General features: G+C 71.6%; 21 protein-coding genes and 2 pseudogenes. 15 read left to right on the top strand and 8 right to left on the bottom strand.

Features of this window, described 5'->3' with window-relative positions:
- The first annotated feature begins 56 nt into the window (after window positions 1-56).
- The 6 genes from ABD369_RS33655 to ABD369_RS33630 all read left to right on the top strand — a co-directional run bounded on the left by ABD369_RS33655 (window position 57) and on the right by ABD369_RS33630 (window position 4,421).
- Window positions 57-1,013, top strand: a complete 957-nt coding sequence (locus ABD369_RS33655) for a saccharopine dehydrogenase NADP-binding domain-containing protein (protein ID WP_344640419.1) — start codon at window positions 57-59, stop codon at window positions 1,011-1,013.
- A gap of 5 nt (window positions 1,014-1,018) precedes the next feature.
- Window positions 1,019-1,777: an MBL fold metallo-hydrolase gene (locus ABD369_RS33650; protein ID WP_344640418.1), complete on the top strand. Its 759-nt coding sequence runs from the start codon at window positions 1,019-1,021 to the stop codon at window positions 1,775-1,777.
- A gap of 372 nt (window positions 1,778-2,149) precedes the next feature.
- Window positions 2,150-2,515, top strand: a complete 366-nt coding sequence (locus tag ABD369_RS33645; RefSeq protein WP_344640417.1) for a hypothetical protein — start codon at window positions 2,150-2,152, stop codon at window positions 2,513-2,515.
- A gap of 345 nt (window positions 2,516-2,860) precedes the next feature.
- Entirely contained in the window at window positions 2,861-3,493 is a 633-nt protein-coding gene (locus ABD369_RS33640) for a hypothetical protein (protein ID WP_344640416.1), read from the top strand.
- 157 nt (window positions 3,494-3,650) lie between these two features.
- On the top strand, window positions 3,651-3,827 hold the full coding sequence (locus ABD369_RS33635; RefSeq protein WP_344640415.1) for a hypothetical protein: 177 nt from the start codon (window positions 3,651-3,653) through the stop codon (window positions 3,825-3,827).
- A 42-nt stretch (window positions 3,828-3,869) separates the two neighbouring features.
- On the top strand, window positions 3,870-4,421 hold the full coding sequence (locus ABD369_RS33630; protein ID WP_344640414.1) for a YciI family protein: 552 nt from the start codon (window positions 3,870-3,872) through the stop codon (window positions 4,419-4,421).
- A 144-nt stretch (window positions 4,422-4,565) separates the two neighbouring features.
- Here the strand turns inward: ABD369_RS33630 and ABD369_RS33625 are convergent, their stop codons facing one another.
- The gene (locus ABD369_RS33625) at window positions 4,566-5,570 is read right to left on the bottom strand and encodes an ABC transporter permease (protein WP_344640413.1); all 1,005 of its coding nucleotides are present in this window, start codon (window positions 5,568-5,570) and stop codon (window positions 4,566-4,568) included.
- A complete protein-coding gene (locus ABD369_RS33620) occupies window positions 5,570-6,685 on the bottom strand; it encodes an FtsX-like permease family protein (protein ID WP_344640412.1) in 1,116 nt (371 codons plus the stop codon). Before ABD369_RS33620 ends, ABD369_RS33625 begins: the two co-directional genes overlap by 1 nt.
- Window positions 6,686-7,112: 427 nt before the next feature.
- Between ABD369_RS33620 and ABD369_RS33615 the strand changes: the two genes are divergently transcribed.
- The 3 genes from ABD369_RS33615 (at window position 7,113) to ABD369_RS33605 (ending at window position 9,051) form a co-directional block, all read left to right on the top strand.
- The gene (locus ABD369_RS33615; protein WP_344640411.1) at window positions 7,113-7,322 is read left to right on the top strand and encodes a hypothetical protein; all 210 of its coding nucleotides are present in this window, start codon (window positions 7,113-7,115) and stop codon (window positions 7,320-7,322) included.
- Between the two features lie 155 nt (window positions 7,323-7,477).
- The gene (locus tag ABD369_RS33610) at window positions 7,478-8,449 is read left to right on the top strand and encodes a GlxA family transcriptional regulator (RefSeq protein ID WP_344640410.1); all 972 of its coding nucleotides are present in this window, start codon (window positions 7,478-7,480) and stop codon (window positions 8,447-8,449) included.
- Window positions 8,446-9,051: a DJ-1/PfpI family protein gene (locus ABD369_RS33605; RefSeq protein ID WP_344640409.1), complete on the top strand. Its 606-nt coding sequence runs from the start codon at window positions 8,446-8,448 to the stop codon at window positions 9,049-9,051. The genes ABD369_RS33610 and ABD369_RS33605 overlap by 4 nt, the downstream gene beginning before the upstream one ends.
- A 118-nt stretch (window positions 9,052-9,169) precedes the next feature.
- Here ABD369_RS33605 and ABD369_RS33600 read toward each other — a convergent pair whose 3' ends face one another.
- Window positions 9,170-10,165 (bottom strand): aldo/keto reductase, encoded by a 996-nt coding sequence (locus ABD369_RS33600; protein ID WP_344640408.1) that lies wholly within the window; start codon window positions 10,163-10,165, stop codon window positions 9,170-9,172.
- Window positions 10,166-10,265: 100 nt separating this feature from the next.
- On the opposite strand from ABD369_RS33600, the pseudogene ABD369_RS33595 reads away from it, so the two are divergent.
- The 4 genes and pseudogenes from ABD369_RS33595 to ABD369_RS33580 all read left to right on the top strand — a co-directional run.
- Window positions 10,266-10,460: pseudogene (locus ABD369_RS33595) on the top strand (TetR/AcrR family transcriptional regulator); the annotation flags it as partial.
- A 228-nt stretch (window positions 10,461-10,688) separates the two neighbouring features.
- Window positions 10,689-12,305 carry an alpha/beta hydrolase gene (locus ABD369_RS33590; RefSeq protein ID WP_344640407.1) on the top strand — a complete coding sequence of 539 codons (1,617 nt, stop codon included), beginning with the start codon at window positions 10,689-10,691 and terminating at the stop codon, window positions 12,303-12,305.
- A 203-nt stretch (window positions 12,306-12,508) separates the two neighbouring features.
- Window positions 12,509-12,679 (top strand): hypothetical protein, encoded by a 171-nt coding sequence (locus ABD369_RS33585; protein WP_344640406.1) that lies wholly within the window; start codon window positions 12,509-12,511, stop codon window positions 12,677-12,679.
- Window positions 12,680-13,773: 1,094 nt separating this feature from the next.
- Window positions 13,774-14,850 carry an alkene reductase gene (locus ABD369_RS33580; protein WP_344640405.1) on the top strand — a complete coding sequence of 359 codons (1,077 nt, stop codon included), beginning with the start codon at window positions 13,774-13,776 and terminating at the stop codon, window positions 14,848-14,850.
- Between the two features lie 121 nt (window positions 14,851-14,971).
- Here the strand turns inward: ABD369_RS33580 and ABD369_RS33575 are convergent, their stop codons facing one another.
- On the bottom strand, window positions 14,972-17,383 hold the full coding sequence (locus tag ABD369_RS33575) for an ATP-binding cassette domain-containing protein (RefSeq protein ID WP_344640404.1): 2,412 nt from the start codon (window positions 17,381-17,383) through the stop codon (window positions 14,972-14,974).
- A 249-nt stretch (window positions 17,384-17,632) separates the two neighbouring features.
- Window positions 17,633-18,589, bottom strand: coding sequence for a MerR family DNA-binding transcriptional regulator (locus ABD369_RS33570; protein ID WP_344640403.1), 957 nt, complete (start codon window positions 18,587-18,589; stop codon window positions 17,633-17,635).
- A 376-nt stretch (window positions 18,590-18,965) separates the two neighbouring features.
- Between ABD369_RS33570 and ABD369_RS33565 the strand changes: the two genes are divergently transcribed.
- Both ABD369_RS33565 and ABD369_RS33560 read left to right on the top strand, forming a co-directional pair.
- On the top strand, window positions 18,966-19,205 hold the full coding sequence (locus ABD369_RS33565) for a hypothetical protein (protein WP_344640402.1): 240 nt from the start codon (window positions 18,966-18,968) through the stop codon (window positions 19,203-19,205).
- Entirely contained in the window at window positions 19,202-19,714 is a 513-nt protein-coding gene (locus ABD369_RS33560) for a DUF302 domain-containing protein (protein ID WP_344640401.1), read from the top strand. The genes ABD369_RS33565 and ABD369_RS33560 overlap by 4 nt, the downstream gene beginning before the upstream one ends.
- 167 nt (window positions 19,715-19,881) lie before the next feature.
- Here ABD369_RS33560 and ABD369_RS33555 read toward each other — a convergent pair whose 3' ends face one another.
- The 3 genes and pseudogenes from ABD369_RS33555 to ABD369_RS33545 form a co-directional block, all read right to left on the bottom strand.
- Complete coding sequence (locus tag ABD369_RS33555; protein ID WP_344640400.1) at window positions 19,882-20,994, bottom strand: NAD(P)/FAD-dependent oxidoreductase; 1,113 nt, start codon at window positions 20,992-20,994, stop codon at window positions 19,882-19,884.
- Window positions 20,991-21,956 carry a cucumopine synthase-related protein gene (locus ABD369_RS33550; RefSeq protein WP_344640399.1) on the bottom strand — a complete coding sequence of 322 codons (966 nt, stop codon included), beginning with the start codon at window positions 21,954-21,956 and terminating at the stop codon, window positions 20,991-20,993. Before ABD369_RS33550 ends, ABD369_RS33555 begins: the two co-directional genes overlap by 4 nt.
- Window positions 21,957-22,343: 387 nt before the next feature.
- Window positions 22,344-22,696: pseudogene (locus ABD369_RS33545) on the bottom strand (hypothetical protein); the annotation flags it as partial.

Here is a 22,696-nt window from a genome sequence, read left to right as displayed (position 1 = left end):
GTCGTGTCATGATTCCATTGTCGTCGGCGACAGCCCTCTGTGGGGCGGAAAAGAGCATGATCATGCGGAGTGACTTCCTCGTTCTCGGCGCATCCGGTGCCACCGGCAGTCTGATCGCCGGGCACCTTGTCCAGCGGGGCGGGAGAGTCGTGCTGGCCGGCCGGGACGCTGCGCGCCTGGCCGAGACCGCCGCACGGCTCGACAGCGATGCGGTGTCGGTACTGACCGTGGATCTCGCGGATCCCGCTTCGCTGGCCGCGGCGGCTCGCGCGGGGCGGGTGCTGGTCAACACGGTCGGGCCGTTCACCCGGCTCGCGCCCGCGGTGGTGGCGGCCTGCGTCGACGCCGGAACGGCGTACGTGGACCTCGCCAACGAGCGGGCCGCCGTGCGCGCGCTGCTCGACCGCGACGTCGAGGCCCGCGAGCACGGTGTCGCGCTGGTGACCGGGGCCGGGTTCGGCCCGGCCGCCACCGAGGCACTGGTGCTGACCCTGCTCGGGCAGGGAGTGCGCCCGGCCGCGGTGACCGTCGCCTCCGCCGCCACCAGCGCGTACGACACCGAAGGCGTGCGCACCACCGTCGCGGAGGCCGCCGCCGAGGGCGCCACCAGGTACCGTGCCGGCGAGCTGGTCCGCACACCGCTCGGAACGGGCGCCACCACGCTCACCTTCGGCGGCATGACGCGTGCGGTGATCCCGGTGCCGACGGGCGATCTGGAGGCGGCACGGCAGGCCAGCGGCGCGCCCGACGTCACCGCGTACGCCGTGCCGCGCGGCAGCGGCGAGACGGAGCACCGCTCCCACGGCTACGCTGAACTCGCCGACGCAGACGGGCAGTTGCACGTCGCCGAGCTGAGCACGGGCGAAGGCTTCGCTTTCACCGCAGCGCTGGCCGCCGAGACCGCCTCCAGGCTGCTCGACGGCCCACCACCCGGCGCCTGGACGGCGGCAGGGCTGCTCGGCGCCGAGCGGGTCGCGGCCCTTCCCGGCACCACCATCGAGCTGGGCCGGTGATCCCGATGGCTGCTCCCTCCACCTCGACGCCCACCGTCCACCGGCTGGGCGACCACCTGGTCAACTTCTACCTCGTCGACACCGGGCCGGCCCTGGTACTGGTCGACGCCGGACTGCCCGCGCACTGGGACGGCCTCCTCGGCACGCTGCGCGACCTCGGCCGACCGGTCACCGACATCGCGGCAGTACTGATCACCCATGGCCACCCCGACCACGTGGGCCTCGCCGAGCGGGTCCGCGCTGCCTCCGGCGCCGAGGTGTCGGTACACGAGTCCGACGCACCGATCCTCGCGGAACCGCGGCAGCTCAACAAAGTCTGGCATCCGGAGCGGTCGCTGCTCGGCTACGCGGTCCGCCGCCCGAGCGGCCTGCGGGCACCACTGCACCTGGCTCGCGGCGGCGCGCTGCGCACGCCGGCCGTCCGGGAACTTCGCACCTTCTCGGACGATTGCCAACTCACCGTCCCCGGAAGCCCGTTGGCCGTACTCACCCCGGGCCACACGCACGGCAGCACCAGCTACCTCTTTCCGGACGCCTCCATCGCCTTCACCGGCGACGCCCTGGTCACCCACGACGCGGTCGCCGGACGGATCGGACCGTGCGTCATCTGCCGGGCCTTCACCCAGGACAGCCGGTCCGCGCTGGCCTCGCTGGACAAGATCGCTGAGCACGATATCGATCTTGTCCTGCCGGGCCACGGAGAACCATGGACGGACGGTCTGGCGATGGCCGCACGGCAGGCGGTGTCCAACGGAATCCGTTGAACACCGAGGCGGCGGAGCAGGCGCGGCCGGCGCGGCGGGCGACGACGTGCTCACGCATCGCGCGACGGCGCTCCCGACGCGCGGGGCTCCGGCCCCTGGCGGGGCTCCATCTGCCGGGCCACCGCGGCTACTGCCCGACCGGCGGTGCTCGGACACAGCCGGTCCATGGCTGCCGGGGCATCGTGCCGGCGCAGCTGTGCACAACCCCGGCCGGTGAGTCGGCGCGGGCGGTACGGGATTCGGGAGTTGGGGTGGCTACCCGCCAAGTGTGCCCAGGTTCCTTTGAGTACGGGTACTCAGGCCGCAGCCTCGCGTGATCTCGAGAATGGATCGGCAAGCACAGCGAGACACGTCTGCGAGGAAGTGAGCAGCATGGCGGACACCTACGCCAACGAGCCGTCCCGGGCCCGTCAGGGTGACGAACTGACTTGGCCTTGGGTGCTGTTGGGGCTGCTGCAGCTGCTCGCCGCCACCCCGATGCTCACGATGATCCTGGGCGGCGGCCTGGTGGCCGGTGTGATGGGGCTCGCCTCCGGCGGAACCGTGGGTGCGGTGGTCCTGCTGGCACTGCTGCTCGTCTCGGGCCCGGCGCTGGGCCTGGCCCTCCCGGCCCTGATGCTGCTGTCGCCGGCGGTGCGCCGGGGGAACCGGGCCGCGCTCTTCGCACTGCACTGCTGCGGTCTGCTGCTCGGCACGGCGATCGAGTACTTCTGCTGGATCGCCCCGGCGATGCGCTGAGCCCACGGCCCTCTCGCGTGGCCCACGTGACCGTGCCGCCAGCGGAGACGAAGCCTTTTCCGCGGAGTGCCGGCTCGTCTCTGAGTGCCCGCTCCTCCGGCGTCGCCTCGTCGGACGCGGGAGACTCAGGCGCTGTCCCGTGGGCGGCGACCCTCGCCCGGCCGAGGCGACCTCGCTGCCGACCGGCCGACGGGTGGATCGTCAACAATCCGACACAGGTGACGGGAGCAACTCGGAGTACGGTCCGGCCTGTTCTCGCCCTGGACGGTGCTGAGGGAACCGCCCTGCGTGCAGGCACGTCACAGGGACGATCGCACACCGGAACCAACAGTCCCTGGAGTCGACATGCCCCGGCCTCTCCGTGTCACCGTCCTCATACTTGCCGCCACCGCCCTTACGGGGTGCGGAAGTTCGACGGCGGCCAGGCAGCAGCAGTCCCCGCAGAGCGCGGGCGTGCGCCCGTGCCCGACGCAGGCGCAGTGGCAGCACTCACAACCCACCACGCCGCCGACCGGCTACCAAGGGACACCGGCGAACACCCCCGAGGCCGAGGAGCTGTCCCAGGCGGTCGGCGCGCAGGGGCGTAGCGCCTTCGTGGACGTGTGGGGCTCGCTGATCACCGACTACCCGGTGGGGCGCGTCGCCCTGTGCGTCACGGACCTGACCCGGGGCCGGGCGCTGGCGGCTGCCGCCAAGAAGGCCGACCCGAAGATCGACCTCAACCGGCTCGACCTCTACCGGTGCCGGTACTCCCGGCAAACGTTGGACGGCGCGATCAGGCGGATCAGCGCGCTCGGGCCCACGGTGCTCGGCTTCCCGCTCTACACCTACTCACCCGTCACAGACGCCTCCGGCATCCAGGTGGTCTCCACCGCGCAGGGGGCAGCCTCGCAGGCACTGCACGACCGGCTGGCCCGGGCGGCGGGAGACGGCATCCCGGTAGCCCTGGAGCAGGGCGAGTCCGCCGTCCCAGCCTGATTCTGCGACATCCCGCGAGCACTCCTGAGCCCCACTGGGTGCCCAGCGCCGCGGCCGGGGACTTCCTCCCCCTTCGGGTGCTCTGGTCGCCCGTGCGCAACTTCGGCATTCCTGAAGCATTGCCAGCCGGTTCGAGGGATCCGCGGCCCGCTCGAAGGTGCTGAGCAGGTACTTCCTCTTCCTGGAACTGCGGCGCAAGGTCGAGATCCACCGGATGACCGGGCGGGTCGTCAAGTGCCCGGTCGACGAACCGCCCGCGCGGCTCCAGCACGCCCACTACGCGGAGTCGGCACGTGCGCTCCTGGACGAGGCTGCCGAGCAGCCGTCGCCGTGAAACCCGCTCGACCTGGGGGCCTCCCTGGAGAGATCCTCAGGTATGGAATTCCTCTGCTACCACCGCGACCGGCCCGGCTCCCTGCCGCTGCGCGACGAGCTACTGGAGGAGCACTGGTCCTATATGGACCGGTACGCGAAGGAGATGATCGCCCGGGGACCGACCCTCGCCGACGACGGCGACACACCCACCGGAAGCGTGCACATCGTCGACCTGCCCGATCCCGCCGCCGCCCGCGCGTTCGCCTTCGACGAGCCCGGCTACCAGGCCGGCGTGTACCGGGACGTGCTGCTGCGGCGGTGGCGCAACCTACTGGGGCGCACCATGTGGGACTTCCCCGGTGGCCGAACCGGCGGCAACCGGTACCTGGTGCTCGGCCTCGGTTCGGGACGGGCCGCCGACCTCGCCGTGCCGCCCGACCGGGACGAGCTGATCGCCTACGGGCCGCTGCTGTCCGACGACGGCACCACCTGGCTGGGCACGGCGGTGTTCGTCCGGGCGTCGGACCAGGAAACGGCACGCGCCATCCTGACTCCGGATCGGTACGCCGAGATCGAGGTGCACAACTGGCAGTTCGGCGGGCGGCCGTCATAACCCGAGGAGGTCCGGCCGAGGTAACCGCCGGAGCCCCTGGGATCGCTCGGGCGGATCGGCGCACCGGGTGCCGCCGTACTCGAACCCGAGGCCCCAAGGCCCCGAAGCCCCGAAGCCCCGAAGCCCCGACGGAAGCGTCCGCGCCTACGCCGAGTGCAACGCGGCCACCACGGTCATCCGCCCCACCCGCCGCGCCGGCAGCACGGCAGCGGCCAGCCCGACCAGTACCGTCAGCCCAAGTGCCGCCAGTACCAGGGGCACCGGCGCGCCGCCGACAGTCCCCACCGTGGAGGTGACCGAGCGCGCAGCCGCCCAGCCGTAACCCAGCCCCAGAGCGGTGCCGGCCAGCGCTGCGGCGAGCGAGAGCAGCAGCGCCTCCAGCGTGAGCATCCGGCGCAGCTGCCGGCGTGACATCCCGATCGCGCGCAACATGCCGATCTCACGGGCGCGTTCGCCGACGCTGAGCATCAGGGTGGCCGCCACGCCCAGCCCGGCGATCGCGACGGAGAACGACAGCAGCACCATCGTGATCTGCGTCATCCGGTCCAGCAGCGACCGCAGGTCCTGCGCCTGCGCCGCCGTGTCGGTGACCACGACCTGCGGATAGTCGGCCAGCGCCCGGTCCATCGCCCGGCGGGCGGCGAGCCGGTCGGTGCCCTCGGCCAGGCTGACCCAGACCGTGGTGACGGCCGCACCGGGGACGATCCGCTCCAGGGTCGCCGGCGTCACCAGCAGGACGGCCCCGCTCTGAAGCGTGAACGGCAGGCTGCTGCGCCCCGGTTCGATCCGCAGGCTGGTGCCGGCCCGTCCCGGGGCCGTGATCCGGTGTACGCTCTCACGCCCGTCGGCGAGACCGCTGAGCGCAGCCCCGTCGGCCAGTGCCCGGGCCCGGCCGACCCCGTCGGCACGGGAGTTGAGCCGGGTCGGGTCGACGGACGCCACCAGCGTGCCGTGTCCGTCGACGTCCACGGTGGCCGAGCGGACCGGCGTGACGGCGAGCCCGCGCTGCTCGCCGAGCGCGGCGAACGCCCCGGCGGGCAGCGCGCGCCCGCCGCCGACGGCAGCCGAGAAGACGGCGGGCTGGCGTGCGGAGACCACCGGCACCAGCGAGTTGGAGGTGATCTCAAGTGCGGTGACGGCGCCGACCATCACCGTGACCCCGAGCAGAAGGGCCGACCCGGTGGCGCCGGTCCGGGCCGATTGAGCCGCAGCTGTTGTGTGGCGAGCCGTCCGGCAGTGCCGCCGAGCCGGCGGGCCGGGCCACCGAGCGCGGCCACCACGGCGGGCAGCAGCCGGTGGCTGAGCCGCAGCACCCCGAAGAAGCTGCAGATCGCGCCGAGCGTGACGGCGAGCAGCGACAGCGGCGGCGGTGCCACCACCCCCAGCACCAGCGAGGCGACACCGGCCAGCAGCAGCACCACGGACCATGCCGCCGCACGCAGCCGGGCCACTGTACCGACCGTGCCGTACGCACCGCCGAGCGCGGCCACCGGTGGCACTGCGGAGGCCTTCTTCGCCGGTCCGCGGACGGCCAGCAGCGTGAGCAGTACCCCGAACAGGCCGGCCAGCACGCAGGTCAGCGGGGACGGCAGCAGCCGCAGGTGCACCGGCCCGAGGTCGGCGGTCCGGGCCAGGGCCGTCGCGGCCGCGCAGAGCCCCACCCCGAGCAGCACCCCGGCGGCCGATGCTCCCATGCCGAGCAGCAGGCCCTGACGGAGGATCAGCCGGCGGATCTGAGCCCGGTCGGCACCCACGCAGCGCAGCAGGGCGAGCTGACGGGTGCGCTGTGCCAGCACGACGGAGAAGGTGTTGCTGACCACCATTCGTGCCACCGCGAGCGCGATCAGTACGAAGGACAGTGCGGCGATCAGGACCACGCCGTAGAGGGTCCTGCTCTGCCGGGTCGCCTCGGCCACGGACGCCTCCCGGGTGCGGACCTCTGGTCCGTCGCCGAGGGCGGCGCGTAGCGCCTCGGTGGTGTGCGACCGGGAGGCGCCGGACAGGAGCCGGACGTCCAGCTGGGCCGCGGTGACGGCGGCGGCGTACCGTTCCACCGCGCCGTCCGGGACAGCGACGATCGGATGCCCGGCGAAGCTGGGCGCGCCGCGGCCGTCCAGGGTGCCGACCAGCCGGGCGGTGGTGGTTCCGCCGTCGGCACGGGTCAGCCGGACGTCCGAGCCGGGCGCGGCGTCGATCCGCCGCGCGGTGTCGGTGTCGAGCAGCACCTCGCCGGGTGCGCCCGGCCACCGCCCGTCCTTCAGCAACTGCCCAGCGCAGCGCCGGATCGGCGGCGACCGCTGTCACTATCGCGGCGCCGTCGAGTGGCCGCCCGTCCGCGGTCAGTAGTCCGCCCCGGCCGGTCAGCCGCAGCGCCACCCCGGCAACCCCGGCCACCTGCCGGGTCCGGGCGGCCGTGGCGGCGTCCACCCCGCCCTTCACCACTGGTCTGGTCACCTGAACGTCGCCGGGCCCCACCTCGGCTGCCGCGGTCTGGCTGAACGACTCCACCAGCGCCCCACTTCCACTGACCGAGGCGATCAGGAAGGCCACCCCCAGCGCGATCGCGGCCCCACTCAGAACCAACTGCCGCAGCTGCCCGCGCAGCTCGGCCACTGTGTATCGGTACGTCGTCATCATTCCTCAGCTCACCAGCCCCTGAGTAGCGGTGATGTGTGGTCAGGGAGATACCTGGTGGCACTCGCGGTCGTCGCCGGCCTCCCGGTGGTGGTGGCCCGTGCGTTCGACGGCCTGGTGCGCACCTGGCGCTTCACCGACCTCCGCCACGGCGAGGAGAGGTCCGACCTCTACCGGGTGCGCTCGGTGGCGCCGGTCGGCGGCGGTGGGCTGCTGGTCGGATTCGGCGCCGAGCTGGCTCTGCTCACCTGGCGGAACGCCGGTTAGGCGCGGGCGGCCCGTGGCGAGAGCGCTGCCGCGGTGCCGGGCGCGTGGCAGCGGCGGCCCCGGTCATCGTCCGGACCGCCGCCGTTGAGACGATGGCGCAAATCGTGGGATGTCCGTCGTTGACGCCATCACCGGAGTCCCAGCAGGCTGAGGACGTGCAACAACGCCGCATCGTCTTCGTGGTCTTCGATGGCTTCCAGTCACTGGATCTCGTCGGCCCGCACGACGTGTTCCAGTACGCGGATTCGCTCTCGGGCGGCTACGACTGCCGGATTCTGGCGCCGAGCGCCGGCGCGGTCCGGTCGGCCAGCGGCCTGCCCGTGCACGCCGGGTACGGTGTGGCCGATCTCGACCCGTGCGGAATCGACACCCTGGTGGCGGTGGGCGGCAGTGGGGTCGACCGGGCGGTGCGGGACGGTGCGCTGACCGAGTGGGTCGCCGCGGCCGGGGCGACCGCCCGCCGGGTCACCTCGGTATGCAGCGGGGTGTTCCTGCTGGCGGCCGCCGGGCTGATCGAGGGCCGCCGGGTCACCACCCACTGGGCCCGTGCGGAACAGCTCGCCCGGGAGCATCCGGATCTGCGGGTGGACTGCGACCCGATCTTCATCAGGGACGGGAGGGTGTGGACCTCGGCCGGGGTGACCGCCGGCATGGACCTCGCGCTCGCCCTGGTGGAGCACGACCTGGGCCGCGACACCGCCCACGCCGTCGCCCAGGAGCTGGTCCTCTTCCTGCGCCGACCCGGCAGCCAGTCGCAGTTCAGCGTGCCGCTGTGGTCGCGCCAGCCGTCCAGCGATCCGATACGGGCCACGGTGGCGGCGATCCACGCGGATCCCGGCGCCCGGCACGGCATCACCGACCTGGCCGTCCACGCGGGTCTGAGCCCCCGTCACCTCCAGCGCCGGTTCACCGCCGAACTCGGCACGCCTCCGGCGAGCTACGTGGAGCGGGTACGCGTGGAGGCGGCCCGGCGGGCCCTGGTCGAGGGTGACGACCCCGTCGAGGCCATCGCCCACCGGTACGGCTTCGGTACCGCGGAGACGCTGCGGCGCGCCTTCCACCGGCAGGTCGGCATCGCGCCGTCCGAGTACCGGGACAGATTCCGATCCATCAGGGAGTACGCATGACGACCTACGGACTGCTGTTGTTCGACGGAGCCGAGGAGCTGGACCTCGTCGGCCCCTGGGAGGTGTTCACCTCCTCCGCGATGATCCGGGACCAAGGCGACACCGCCGTACTGATCGCCGAACGGCCGGACGCCGTCCGCTGCAACAAGGGCATGCGGGTGCTGCCCGACCACACCTTCCACGACCACCCGCCGCTCGACGTGCTGCTGGTACCGGGTGGGAACGGCACCCGCACCGAGGTGTCCAACCCAGTACTCGTCGAGTGGATCCGCAAGACCTCCGCCCAGGCCTCCTGGACCACTAGCGTCTGTACCGGAGCCCTGCTGCTGCACGAGGCCGGCCCGGCCCGTGGCCGCCGGGTGGCCACCCACCACGCCTTCGAGGACGCCCTGGAGGCGCGCGGGGACATCACGGTGGTCCGCGACGCACGCTATGTGGTCGACGGTGAACTGGCTACCAGCCAGGGGGTGTCCGCGGGTATCGACATGGCGCTCTGGTTGGTCGGCCGGCTGCACGGCCGCGACCACGCCCGTGCCGTACGCCGCTACATCCAGTACGAGCCCGCCCCGCCGTACCTCGCCGACGAGCCGGTGGCCGTCTGAGGAGCGAGACGCGGCAACACCGCCCGGGGCCGGCCTGATCGGGGGACGGGTCGGCCCCTCGCCGCGCTGCGCAACGGGGCAGCGTCGCGGCCCCGGGTGCACGTCGGCGGGGACCCGCTCACGCCCAGGGCAGCGCGGCGCGGGTCCGCCAGTACTCCTCGGCGGGCTGGGCGAGCTCAGCGAGCCCGCCCAGGTCACCGGGGGCGAGGTCGAGTCCGGCGGCGGTGAGGTTGGAGGCCAGCTGCTCCGGGGTCGCGGCGCCGGAGAGCACGAGGTCCGCCCACGGCTGGGCAGCGGCGGCGGCCAGCGCGAGGGCGTCGCAGGACGCGCCGGTGCGGGCGGCGAGGGAGCGCAGCGCGGCGGTGTCGGGACCGGTGGCGTAGCGGTCGGCGAGGCGGCCGTTGGCCATCCCCTCCTTCACCACCACCAGCCACCCCGCGGTGTGCGCCTCGGCCAGTGCCGGCCCGGCGGACGGCTCCAGCAGGTTCCAGGTGGCCTGGACTGCGGCGAACAGCGGCCGGCCGTCCACCGTCACCTCCAGCGCCGCCCGTACTGCCTCGCCCTGTGCCGGGCCACTGGTCGACAGGCCGATCCGGAGGCCCTCCGCCGCCAGTTCTGCCAGCCGTGCCTGCAACGCCTGATCGGTCAGCGCCGGGCTGTCCGGGGTGACCGAGTGCACCAGGTACACGTCCAGGTGCCGGCCCAGCAACGCCCGGCTCTCCTTGACCTGACGGTCGAACACCGCCACCGAGTGCTCCTTGACCTCGTGCGCAAACACGCCGGAGGTCCGCCAGTCGGCGGTGTAGGTGTAGCCCCACTTGCTGCCCACCACCACCTCGGCCGCTGCCTCGGGCCGGGCCGCCAGCCACTCGGCGACGAACTCCTCGGCGCGGCCGTAGGACCGGGCCGTGTCGAAGTACCGCACCCCTGCCGCGTAGGCGGCGTCGAGCAGTTCGTGCGTCCGCTCGCGCATCGCCTCGACAGTCCGCTCGGCCGGCAGGTCGAGGTCGCGCCCGAGCGTGATGTACCCGGGCCGTCCGACGGCGGCCGTGCCGAGGCCGAACCGCGCGAGGGGCGAGCTGACGGAGGGTCCGGTGACGGGTGCGGCCGGCATGCTGAGGGTCCCTTCGGTCGTTCCAACGGGCGAGGTCGGCCCACCCGCACCGGAACCCTATCCGCCGCCCCGCCTCCGCCCCGGACCGGCCTGATGCTTCGCGGACGACACCGCCCGCCAGGCCGTGTCGAGCATCCTGAAGAGCTGGCTGGTGTTCGTCCGGGTGCTCTGCGTGGACTGGCTCGCCAACGAGACCTGCAGCCGCACCGAACTGCGCGATGCCTGCATCGGTGCCGTACTGGGCGCCATCCGACCACTCCTCGCCACCGATCCCGCGCCCGACTGGTCCAGGTAGCCGTTGTCAGGCGCTCCTGCCGGCACCGTCCGATGACCGGCTGAAGCCATGGGATTTTCCTGACCGGATCCCGCTGGACTCGCACTGTCGGCCGGCCGACCGCAAGGGCGGCCCTGTCGCGACTTCGACTGCCGGTCTCGGCAGACACCAACTCCGCCGCAGTCACAGCTTGATAACGTCCAGTCAGCTCTCTGGATGTGACATTGCACATATCACATCATGCTCCCCATGAGAAAAGTCATCTCCCTGCTCTCAGCAGCCGCGGCCGTCGCCGCCCTCAGTGGAGCGCCCGCCGTCGCGTCCGACGATGCCGCGCCCGAGGACACCGGGCAGGGGAAGCTCATCTGGAGCTCCTGCAACGACAGCACCACGCCCGCGCTGCAGTGCGCGATGCTCGACGTTCCGGTGGACTACGCCCACCCGCACGGCCCGAAGATCAAGATCAAGGTGAACCGGCTCCCCGCCACCGCGCCCAGGGACAAGCAGCAGGGCCCGATCCTGCTCAACCCCGGCGGCCCCGGGGACTCCGGCCTCTGGATGCCCGCCTACATCTCCGGGCAGATTCCGAAGGACGTCGCCTCGACCTACGACTGGATCGGCTTCGACCCGCGCGGCACCAACGGCAGCGAGCCCCATGTCGTCTGCGACGCCCACTACTTCGACGCCGAGCGGCCCGACTACCAGGTGAGCCAGGGCACTTCGAAGGCCTGGCTGGCGAAGGCGGCCGGGTACGCCGCCGACTGCGCGGCCGACTGGTCCTGGCTGCTGCCGCACATGACCACCGTCGACAATGCGCGTGACATGGACAGCATCCGGCGGGCACTCGGCGTACCGAAGATCAACTTCTACGGCGGCTCCTGGGGCACCTCACTGGGCTCCACGTACGGCCAGCTCTTCCCCTCGCACGTCCGGCGGATGGTACTGGACAGCATCGTCGGCCCGACCATCAGCTGGTACGACCACAACGTCCTGCAGGACAAGGAGCACCAGCGCCGCTTCGACGCCTTCGCGGCCTGGACGGCCAAGGCCGACTCGGTCTACCACCTGGGCACGGACGCCGCCGCGGTCGAGAAGGCGTACCACCAGGTCGAGGCCGCCCTGCGGACCAGCCCGGTGGACGCCGCCCCGGCCCCGGGCAAGATCGGCCCGGCCGAGTTCGAGGACACCTTCTACGGCGGCGGCTACAACTTCCTGCGCTGGCCCCGGATGGCCACCGTGCTCTCGGCCTACCTCACCCAGCACGACACCCGGCCGCTGAACATCGCCTACAGCCGCTACGCGGCGCCCGGCGCCGACGACGGCACCTTCCCGGCGTACAACGCGGCGCAGTGCACCGAGAACGCCTGGCCGCGTGACTGGGAGTTCTGGAAGAAGGACCAGGCCAAGGTCAACGCCACCGCGCCCTTCTACACCTACAACAACATGTGGTACAACGCGGCCTGCATGTTCTGGCCCTACCAGGGCAACCCGGCGGGCCGGACGAAGATCACCGGCAAGGGCCTACCGCCAGTCCTGCTCTTCCAGGCCACCGAGGACGCCGCCACCCCGTACCAGGGCGGGCTCGCCATGCACGACGCGCTGCCCGGCTCCAAGCTGGTCGTCCAGACCGGCGGCAGCTTCCACGAGATCCTCTTCCACGGCAACACCTGCCTGGACGACACCTTCACCGCCTATCTCCGCGACGGCAGCCTCCCCAAGGGCAGCGGCCGCATCGCCAAGACCTGCGCCCCCGAACCCGATCCCGCCCCCGTCTACGTGACCCCGACCCTCACCGCCAAGTCCGCCACCGCCACCGGCCTCCTCCCGCCCACCGACCCCGAGGCCGTCCACGGCGTCCTCCGGTGACCAACCAGCCACAACCCGGCGGCCGTTGGCACCTGGCCGACGGCCGCCGACCGTCTCGGGCGGCCTGGATACCGTGCTCTTCGAGTCCGGTACCGACAGTAGGCAGAGCGGACAGCGCAGCTTGACAGATCCTCGGCCCGAGCGTAGCCCGGAGTCAGAAGCACCTGAGGCGCGTCACGCAACACGATCGAAAGGTGACGCTCATGAGTGTTAAGAAATTCGGTGCCGCGCTCGCCTCGGCACTTGTGATCGCAGTTGTCCCGCTTACGTCAGCCGCTGCCGCGCGGCCCGTGGTGCATGACGCCAGGGCGGTCGCCGCCGCCCCTGCCGGCGGATTCCATCAGACGATCTGCAAGGCGCACTGCCTGGGCTGACACCGAGTCCCGGCTCCGACAGTCGCGACAACAGCTGACCGCCTCAAGTGCACTGGAACGGGGCAGAGTCGATCGGGCCCCGTTCTTCCGCAGGTCCAGACCGCAACACCGGTGTGAATCCCCGTGCGATACTCGCCCTGAAAGCGACGACCTCATACGACCTCATACGGGGGTCGTCACCGCCACGTACTCACCTCCGGCCGGATCCGGGGCAGCGACCACGGCTCCAGCGCACCGCCGCTCACCAACTCGGCAAGGAACTGCACGGCTCCGCCGGCGTAGTGCCACCAACAGCCGCTGCGCGAGGCAACGGTGACCCGCCACTCCTCCGGTCCGCCACCGCCGGTGGACCACAGGAAGAGGTCGCCCCGGGTTGGATGAAGCCCAGGGCAACAGGCCGCCCTGCGCGGGATGGGGACGGAGCGGTACCGCCGGATCGGCCTCCTCGGACCACTCCGCGACCATCTCAAGCTCGTCCCAGGTGGCCTGCGTCCAAACCTGCTCCTCCCCGGGCTCGGAACCTGCGACTCCCAGGAAGTCACCGAGCGCGAAAGCCGGGTACAGCTCGCAGAGCAGCCTGTAGTCGGTGGGCAGGACCGTACCCATCCGGTCTCCACCTCCGACCAGTCGATATCCAGCGTCCGCGGAAGGCGGATCGCCGCGAGGCCGGGCACGGCGCGTTCCGGTTCCGCGAGCGCCTCGGCGGGATCCGTCAGACGACGCAATGGACGCTGCATACCGATGAGAACGTCCGAGCCAGGCGGAAGATCGCGTGACTGACCGGTCCACCTCCGGCCGCGGCCGGCACCGGAACCGCGGCTTCCCGCCCCGCCTCCGCGGGGCCCCTCTCGACCTCCGGCATGGACGGCATCATCCCCCCCACCCCTTACCTGCTTGAGCAACTTAATCCTAGCCCCTCCCCTACCCTCAGAAGGGCTGACCCGGCTGCCGCGCGGAGACTCCGGCACACGACCCAGTGATGCACATCACATCTGACCACAGGAATGGATTTCAGCGATTTACTTGTTCGGACAGGCAACTGCTCGAGTACGGCGAACCGGGCCGCAGAGCATCCCTTCTCCGAGGAAGAGACCATGACCACTGCTTTCGATTCGATCGTCCTGGGTGGCAAGCGCGTGGCCAACCGCATCGTGATGGCGCCGATGACCCGCAGCCGTGCCTTCGGGCCCGCCGGCGAGCCGACCGAGCTGATGGCGACCTACTACGCGCAGCGCGCCAGTGCCGGGCTGATCGTCACGGAAGGTACCCAGCCCTCGCCCGTCGGCCAGGGCTACCCCGACACCCCGGGCCTGCACTCGCCCGGGCAGGTGCGGGCGTGGCGGACGGTGACCGAGGCGGTGCACGCCGAGGGCGGCGTGATCTTCGCGCAGCTGATGCACACCGGCCGGATCGGCCACCCCAGCCTGCTGCCCGAGGGCCTGGTGCCGGTGGGCCCGTCCGCGGTCGCCGCGAAGGGGCAGGTCTACACCCACGACGGACCGAAGGACTTCGTGACGCCGAAGGAGCTGAGCGAGGCGGAGATCCGGCAGACGATCACGGACTTCGCCGACGCGGCCCAGCGCGCGATCGAGGCCGGGTTCGACGGCGTGGAGATCCACGGCGCCAACGGCTATCTGGTCCACCAGTTCCTGTCCACCAACGCCAACCGGCGCACCGACGCCTGGGGCGGCACGGTCGAGGGCAGGATCCGCTTCGCGGTGGAGGTCGTCACGGCCGTGGCCAAGGCGATCGGCAGCCACCGCGTGGGCCTGCGGATCTCGCCCGGAAACCCGTTCAACGACATCGCCGAGGACAACCCGGGCGAGGTCTACCCCGCCCTCCTGCAGCGGCTCGCCGGCCTGGACCTGACCTACCTGCACCTGATGGAGGGCCCGGACCGCGACCTGACCGCACTGCTGCGCGAGATCTGGCCCGGCACGTTCATCCTCAACCCGTTCACCCACCCCGACGCCACCGGGCCCCAGGCGCTGGCGCTGCTCGAGGACGGGACCGCGGACATGATCGCCTACGGTGCGATGTTCCTCGCCAACCCTGACCTGCCCCGCCGCCTCGCCGCCGACGGCCCGTTCAACACCCCGGACCCGTCGACCTTCTACGGGGGCGACCACCGCGGCTACACGGACTACCCCACCCTCGATGCCCTCGTCTGAGTCTCCACCGGCGCCCCGCCGGACCAACCCCGGCGCGGGGAGTGCTCGCCGCCGCACGCGTCGAGCGCTCCCCACCCGAAACCGCGGCCAGCGGTGGCCCGGTGGGGCACCGGCTGCTCGGTCAGGCGCCGACGTAGGCCGCGAGGTGCTCGCCGGTGAGGGTGGAGCGGGCGGCGACGAGGTCCGCGGGTGTGCCCTCGAAGACGATCCTGCCGCCGTCGTGGCCGGCACCGGGGCCGAGGTCGATGATCCAGTCGGCGTGCGCCATCACCGCCTGGTGGTGCTCGACGACGATGACCGACTTGCCGGAGTCGACCAGCCGGTCGAGCAGGCCGAGCAGTTGCTCGACGTCGGCGAGGTGCAGGCCGGTGGTCGGCTCGTCGAGGATGTACACGCCGCCCTTCTCGGCCATCCGGGTGGCCAGCTTGAGCCGCTGCCGCTCACCGCCGGACAGCGTGGTGAGCGGCTGGCCGAGCGTGAGGTAGCCGAGTCCGACGTCGTTGAGCCGGCCGAGGATGCGGTGTGCGGCCGGCGTGCGCGCCTCGCCGGCGCCGAAGAACTCCTCGGCCTCGGTCACCGGCATCGCGAGCACCTCGCTGATGTCGCGGCCGCCGAGGTGGTACTCCAGCACCGATGCGTCGAAGCCCTTCCCCTCGCACTCCTCGCAGGTGCTGGCGACGCCTGCCAGCATCGCCAGGTCGGTGTAGACGACACCGATGCCGTTGCAGTTGGAGCAGGCGCCCTCGGAGTTGGCGCTGAACAGCGCCGGCTTCACGCCGTTGGCCTTCGCGAACGCCTTGCGGATCGGGTCGAGCAGCCCGGTGTACGTCGCCGGGTTGCTCCGTCGGGAGCCGCGGATCGCGCTCTGGTCGATCGACACCACTTCCTCGCCTGCGGGGATCGACCCGTGGACCAGCGAGCTCTTACCGGAGCCGGCGACGCCGGTGACGACGGCAAGCACCCCGAGCGGGATGTCGACGTCGACGTCGCGCAGGTTGTGCGTCGTCGCGCCGCGGATCGGAAGCGTGCCGGTGGGCTTCCGAACCGTCTCCTTGAGGGCGGCCCGGTCGTCGAGGTGGCGGCCGGTGATGGTGCCGCCGGCCCGCAGCCCCTCGACGGTGCCCTCGAAGCAGACGGTGCCGCCCGCACTGCCGGCACCGGGGCCGAGGTCCACGACGTGGTCGGCGATCGCGATCACCTCCGGCTTGTGCTCCACGACGAGCACGGTGTTGCCCTTGTCCCGCAGCCGCAGCAGCAGGTCGTTCATCCGCTGGATGTCGTGGGGGTGCAGGCCGGTGGTGGGCTCGTCGAAGACGTAGGTGACGTCGGTGAGCGAGGAGCCGAGGTGGCGCACCATCTTGACGCGCTGCGCCTCACCGCCCGACAGCGTGCCCGACGGCCGGTCGAGCGAGAGGTAGCCGAGCCCGATCTCCACGAACGAGTCGAGGCCGTGCCGCAGCTTCGCGAGCAGCGGCGCCACCATGGGGTATCCCCTGCTCGAAGAGCTCGGCTCGTCCAGGCCGCGGATCCATCCGGCCAGGTCGCTGATCTGCATCGCGCACGCGTCGGCGATGCTGATCCCGTCGATCTTCGACGACCGGGCGCCCTCGCTGAGCCGGGTGCCGCCGCAGTCGGGGCAGGTGGCGAAGGTGACCGCACGGTCCACGAACTCCCTGATGTGCGGCTGCATCCCCTCCCGGTCCTTGGCGAGCATCGACTTCTGGATCCGCGGGATCAGCCCCTCGTACGTCATGTTGATGCCCGCGATCTTCATCCTGGTCGGCTCGCGGTGGAGGAAGTCGTGCAGCTCCCTCTTGGTGTACTCGCGGATCGGCTTGTCCGGGTCGTAGAGGCCCGACTCGCTGTAGAGCCGGTGGTTCCAGCCGCCCGCCTTGTAACCGGGGACGGTGAGCGCACCCCCGGTGAGCGACTTGGAGTCGTCGTAGAGCTGGGTGAGGTCGAGGTCGGAGACCGCGCCCCGGCCTTCGCAGCGCGGACACATGCCGCCTGTGCGGGAGTAGGTCGCCTTCACGGCCTTGCGGGCACCGCGCTCGACGGTGATCGCACCGCTCGCCCGGACCGAGGGGACGTTGAAGGCGTACGCGCTGGGCGAGCCGATGTGCGGCTGCCCGAGCCGGCTGAAGAGGATGCGCAGCATCGCGTTGGCGTCGGTGACGGTGCCGACCGTGGAGCGGGGGTCGGCGCCCATCCGCTGCTGGTCGACGATGATCGCGGTCGTCAGCCCTTCGAGTACGTCGACCTCGGGCCGCGCCAGTGTCGGCATGAAGCCCTGTACGAAGGCGCTGTAGGTCTCGTTGATCAGCCGCTGCGACTCCGCGGCGATCGTGTCGAACACCAGGGAACTCTTGCCCGAGCCGGAGACGCCGGTGAACACCGTCAGCCGGCGCTTCGGGATCTCGACGCTGACGTCCTTGAGGTTGTTCTCACGCGCGCCGTGCACGCGGATCACCTCATGGCTGTCGGCGGCGTGCGGCGCGGGCGAGGGCGTGTCCGTCCTCGTGGGCATGCTCATCGTCTCTCCATCTGTGAGGCGGGCCGCCTGCGCGGTCTCCGTCGGCGTAACCTGGCCCGACCCGACCGGCGTCGAGCAGCACGGCTGGTTCTCCTCCGTCGGCGCGGTCGCGGCCACGGTAGCCGTCCACCCGATCGGCGATGCCGACCGGGGTCACGCTCGGCGCGGGAAACCACACGGAAGCCCGCCACCTCGACCGGATGCCCCGCATCGCAGCCTGGCGGCGGTCCGTCCCGTGCACGGCCCCGGTCAGGCCGGATTGTCCTTCAGCCAGCGCAGCACCTGTTCGGCGTGCTCGTTCGGCGGGAAGATCGGATAGAAGACGTGCTCGATCACGCCGTCACGGATGATCAGCGTGATGCGCTTGTAGAGCGTCTCTCCTCCGGCGTCGAAGGTGGGCAGGCCGATCGTCGCAGCGAGACGGAGACCGGTGTCCGAGAGCATCGCGAAGGGCAGCCTAAGACGGCCGACCACCTCCTGCTGGTATCCGGTCTCCTGGCTGGACAGGCCGAACACGCGGGCTGCTCCGACGGCGATCAGGTCGTCATGGTGGTCGCGGAAGTCGCATGCCTCCGCAGTGCATCCGCGCGCCCCGGGGATGTTGTCCCAGCCGTCCGGCATGTCCCGGTCGGGCCGGCCCGTGAGCGGGTAGCAGTAGACGACGGAACGGCCCTCGCCCAGCGTTCGCAGCGCGACGGTGCCACCGGCGGAACTCGGGAGGTCGAGGTCGGGCACCGTCGAGCCCGCGAGATGGTCGGCCGCGCCGTCGTCCTCGGGGACTGGCAGGCCTACGGGAAGCCGGCTCGGGTCACTCACGGTGTACTCCTTCTCGCCGGGGCGACCGGCGCTGCTGTTGCGGTAGGCGGCGTCCCGCAGATGCCGGACGAGCGCCGCCCGACGGGCGGTCAGTGCCTCGATCCGCACGGTCAGGTCTTCGATGGCGTCCCGGTAGCCGGCCAACGAGGACGGGCAGTCGTCCGCCTGGTCCCGGCCCGCGGCCAGGCATTCGAGAAACGGGCGTGTCCGCTCGACCGGGATCCCCAGTCGGTTCAGCGCTCGGGTTTCGGCCACCATCCGGGCGTCATGCTCGGAGTAGTCCCGGTAGCCGTTGGCGAGCCGGGCAGGCCTTATCAACCCCAGGGCCTCGTAGTAGCGAACCGTCTTCGCCGTCACACCTGCGCGTCGCGCGACTTCACTGATCTTCACGTCACCACCCGCGAACCAACCTAAACCTTGCCCCTGGGGGCAAGGTCAAGCGCCGCCGGCGGTTGCCGGATGATCGCCCGGCCGCTCGCCCGAGGGCGAGCCCTCTTCAGCCACTCACCGCACCGCTGTCCCCACCGGCGGGTTCGTGCAACCCCGGCCGTCGCCGAACGGCCCGCAATGCAGACGCGACCCGGCCCGGGCCCGCCGAAACCACCACCCCCGGCTGCGGCAGAGCGTGTCCCGGGCGGTGGGTTGATCGTTGAAGGCACCGACTCACGTCCGCGGACCGGTCGTTCGCCGCCCCGTCTGCCGCCCCGCCTCCGCACGGGTACCGGTGAGCTCCTGCATCCGGCCCCGCCCCGGAAAGGACCGGCCCATGAGTGACGATCTCCTCGACCTGGCCATCACCACGGCAGGTGGCCGCGAACTCTGGAGCACCCTGGTCGGCCACTACAGCAGCCGCCACAAGACCTTCGACGGCCTGCTCGTGGCGACCCGCCGCCGGGTCTTCCGCCGCACCCCGGACAACAGCGTCAACCTCAGCCTGCCATCCATCACCCTCGACATCCACGACGTCGAACTGCTCCGCTCCGGCAACGAACAGGCACAGCCATGACCACGCACACCGCCGTCATCGACCACCCCGCCCGGCGCCTCGTCGTGGCGCTCCCCCGGCCCTATGACGAAGCCCGCGAGCACTACGAGACCTTGGTCCCGGAGGCTGATCTCGCCCGTTTCTTCCAGCTGGCCTCCTGGCCGGCCACGCTCGAACTCGCCGAGATCAACGCCCCGCACGGGTTCATGCGCTACTACCGCAGCGACATCACCGCCGTGATGGCCGGATCGGCGTCCCTCTGGAAGACCACCCAGTACATGATGGGCAACCACACCATCGCCGAACGCATGTTCCGCCACGACCCCTCGGTCATGCTGCACGCACCACTGCGGACCCTGCTCTACGCCGACCCCGACGGCGACACCAAACTGGCCGTCGATCAGCCCAGCCTGCCGTTCGCCAGCTACGACAACCCGCGGATCGCCGACGTCGGCCGCGAACTCGACGCCCTCCTCGCCCAGTTGATCACGCTGCTCGGCGGGGACGTGCCCTCGCAACTGGCTACCTGACCCGCCCGGCCCGACCTCCCATGACCGGGCCGACCCTGCGCAGCCGACAGGGCCGGCCCTGCACCACTGCCAGGCACACCCACGGCCCGCTCGGCGCCGCGCATGATGCGCGACCGGTCAGGCCGGGAAGGGGCGTCGCCCGGCGCCGTGAGTTGCGGTCGTGGTGCTCACGGCTGGCGGGAGGGTGCCGCCGCGGTGAGGCGGTCCAGTGAGAGGTCGGCCGCCGTGCTCGGCAACGGGGCACCGGAGTGGAGGTCGCGGATGATCTCTCCGGCCACCGGTGCCTGGCACAAGCCGTGGCCGGAGAAGCCCGCCGCGTACAGGAAGGGCCGGGAGGGAGCCCGGCCGATCAGCGCGGTCCCGTCCGGGCTGCCGTCCCACGCACCGGTCCACCCCGGGCGCAGGCCGATGCCCGCCAGCGGCGGATAGGTGGCGCCGAGCCGGCCCGACAGCCGTTGCAGCCAGGACTCCCGGGGTTCGTCCGGGCGAGGCCGGCCCATCCCGACCAGGATCCGGTCCTCCCAGCCCCTTACCCGCAGGCCGGAGGCCGCGTGCAGGGTCAGCGGAATCTCGGGCCGATCGGGCAGCTCGTCGGTGAGGAGCAGTTCGGTGGGGTGTCCGGTGACCGGGAGGTCGACACCAGCCATCGCAGCGACGGGTTGCGACCAGGGGCCGGCCGCGCAGACGATGCTTCCGGCGGTGATGCTGCCGTGCGGGGTGCGGACGCGGCCGTCGGGGTCGATCCCGGTGACGGAGGTGGCGGTCCGCAGCACGGCACCCGCGCGCTGTGCGGCGGCGGCGTACCCGCGCACGATCGCCTGGGGGTCGCACACGTAGGCCTCGGGCGCCCAGGCGGCTGCCAGGATGTCGCGCTCGCCGAGCAGCGGGTTGAGCCGTACCGCGTCTGCCGCGGTCACCAACTCGACGTCCACGCCCGCCGCGTGCTGTGCGGCCTGGTCGGCACGGAAGTTCCGTACCTGGTGCTCCTCGGTGAACAGCACCAGGAAACCGACGCGTCGCAGACCCACGTCGGCGCCGGTCCGTTCCGCGAAGTCGTGGTAGGCCGCCATGCTGCGCACGGCGAGCCGGCCGTTGGCGGCGTCGCCCGGGAAGTAGGTGCGCAGGACTCCGGCGGTAGCCCCTGACGCGCCCGATCCGGGCGTGGCCTGCTCCAGCACCACGGTACTGACGCCGGCTTCGGCCAGATGGAAGGCGACCGAGGTACCGATGACCCCGGCTCCGATGACGAGGGCCTGGGTGTGTTCGGGAAGGGTGCTCACGGGCGGCCGACCGCCTCGGGCTCGCGCACCTGGCGCAAATGGTCCCCGGTCTCCCAGGGGAACAGGTGCAGGTTCCAGCCGCCCAGGCAGTTGACGTACAGGGCCATGTGGTTCGCCACGGCCAGGAGATCACTGCGGTCGATGTGGTCCAGGCAGGACAGGAAGCGCTGGGTGAAGGCCCACAGCTTCTCCAGGCCGCAGTAGCCGAGGAACTCGGCCGGGGTGGCCACCAGGAGGCGTGCCATCAGGCGCAGGGAGTCGAGCGGCATTCCCGCGACGGCTGCCCGGACCAGGCCGCCGTAGGAGGCGTAACCCAGCGGTCGGGTCTCGCCGTTGGCGAACAGCAGGGTGGGCAGGACGGTATCGAAGCTGCCGGCTCCGGAGGGAATCCGACCCTGGTGCAGGCCCGCGAGCTCGGCCGGTGCCGACAGCCAGATCAGCTCGGTCTCGGCGTGCAGGTCGCGGATCAGGGCGTCGGTGGTGCCGTCGGCGGCGATCAGGCGGGGAATGCGGTGGCCGCCCGGCTGGCCGGCCCGACGGACCTCCGCCAGCAACGGCTCCTTGGTCTTGTAGACCGCGTCCCAGACCGCGTGTCCGGCCTCGACCAGGTCCTTCAGCTCCGCCGACCGGACCCGCCCGATCGGGGAGGCGGCCATCGGCTCGGTCAGGGTGCCGTACTTGATGCCCAGATGCTGGAGTTGGGAGCAGAACACCGTCCCGTCGGGCACCTCGCGCCGGTCCACCCGGTACGACGCGGGCAGGTGCAGCAGGGAGGGGACCGGCGCGACGTGATAGAGGTGGTGGCCCGCGATCAGCGCGTGTCCCTGCAGACTGCGGTACGGCAGCGCGTCCCACAGGGCGTCGGCCAGTGCTTCGTTGCGGTCGTCGAGCTCTGCGGTGACGGTGATGTCCAGGGCGGGCCAGACGATCTCGATCTGGCGGCCGGATAACGCTTCTCCCATGTCCGTCCTCTTCTTCTCATGGCAGCGCAACCAGGCACTGCAGCTGGGTGGTTGGCCCGGAAGGGCCGGAGGCGGGCGGGCCGAGGGGAAACCGCCTGGCCTGGCCGGTCATCACCGGTGCGGCCGTCGGTCGTTCGGTGCTCACGCGATCGCGGGGCAACTCGCTCGCCACACGCACCTGTTGCCCCCCTTGGCGCAGGCACCCCGTTGACATGTATACGTCCAATCATTCGACGACACCACGCGCCGGCCCGGTTGGTGCGTACTCTGACCGAAAATCCATGCCTCCGGCTCGAATCCGACCTCGCGCCACGCTTGCGCCCGGCCAGCGCGCGGGGCGAGCTCGTGAACCATGGCGAAGGGGCGCAGCAGGGTGGACCCGCGTCCTCAGCAGGGTGCCGCCGCAGCGGCCCGGTTGAGCTCGGCAGCCGGAAACGGGGTCCGCTTGCTCTCCTTGAGCAGCCGGTGGTGGAACCCGTCCAGGACGACCGCGGCCCGGGCGTTCCGATCGATGATCCCCGCGATCCCGGGCGCGACGCCCTCGGGCCGACGGCCCGCGATCCAATCCCGCAGGAACGTCCCGGCTTCCGTACCGCCGTGCAGACGGTCGATGAGGTGGTGGCGGATCAGATGACCGGCGGTGTAGGCAGTGTCCTGGCGATCAGTTGAGTCGTTGATACGACTATGGAGTGTAGGAGTGATCTGACGGATGCCCAGTGGGAGCGCCTGGCGCCGCTTCT

This window comes from Kitasatospora cystarginea (assembly GCF_039533515.1).
Taxonomy (GTDB): domain Bacteria; phylum Actinomycetota; class Actinomycetes; order Streptomycetales; family Streptomycetaceae; genus Kitasatospora; species Kitasatospora cystarginea.
The sequence above is the reverse complement of the archived record's forward strand: the minus strand, read 5'-3'. Positions and strand labels throughout refer to the sequence as shown.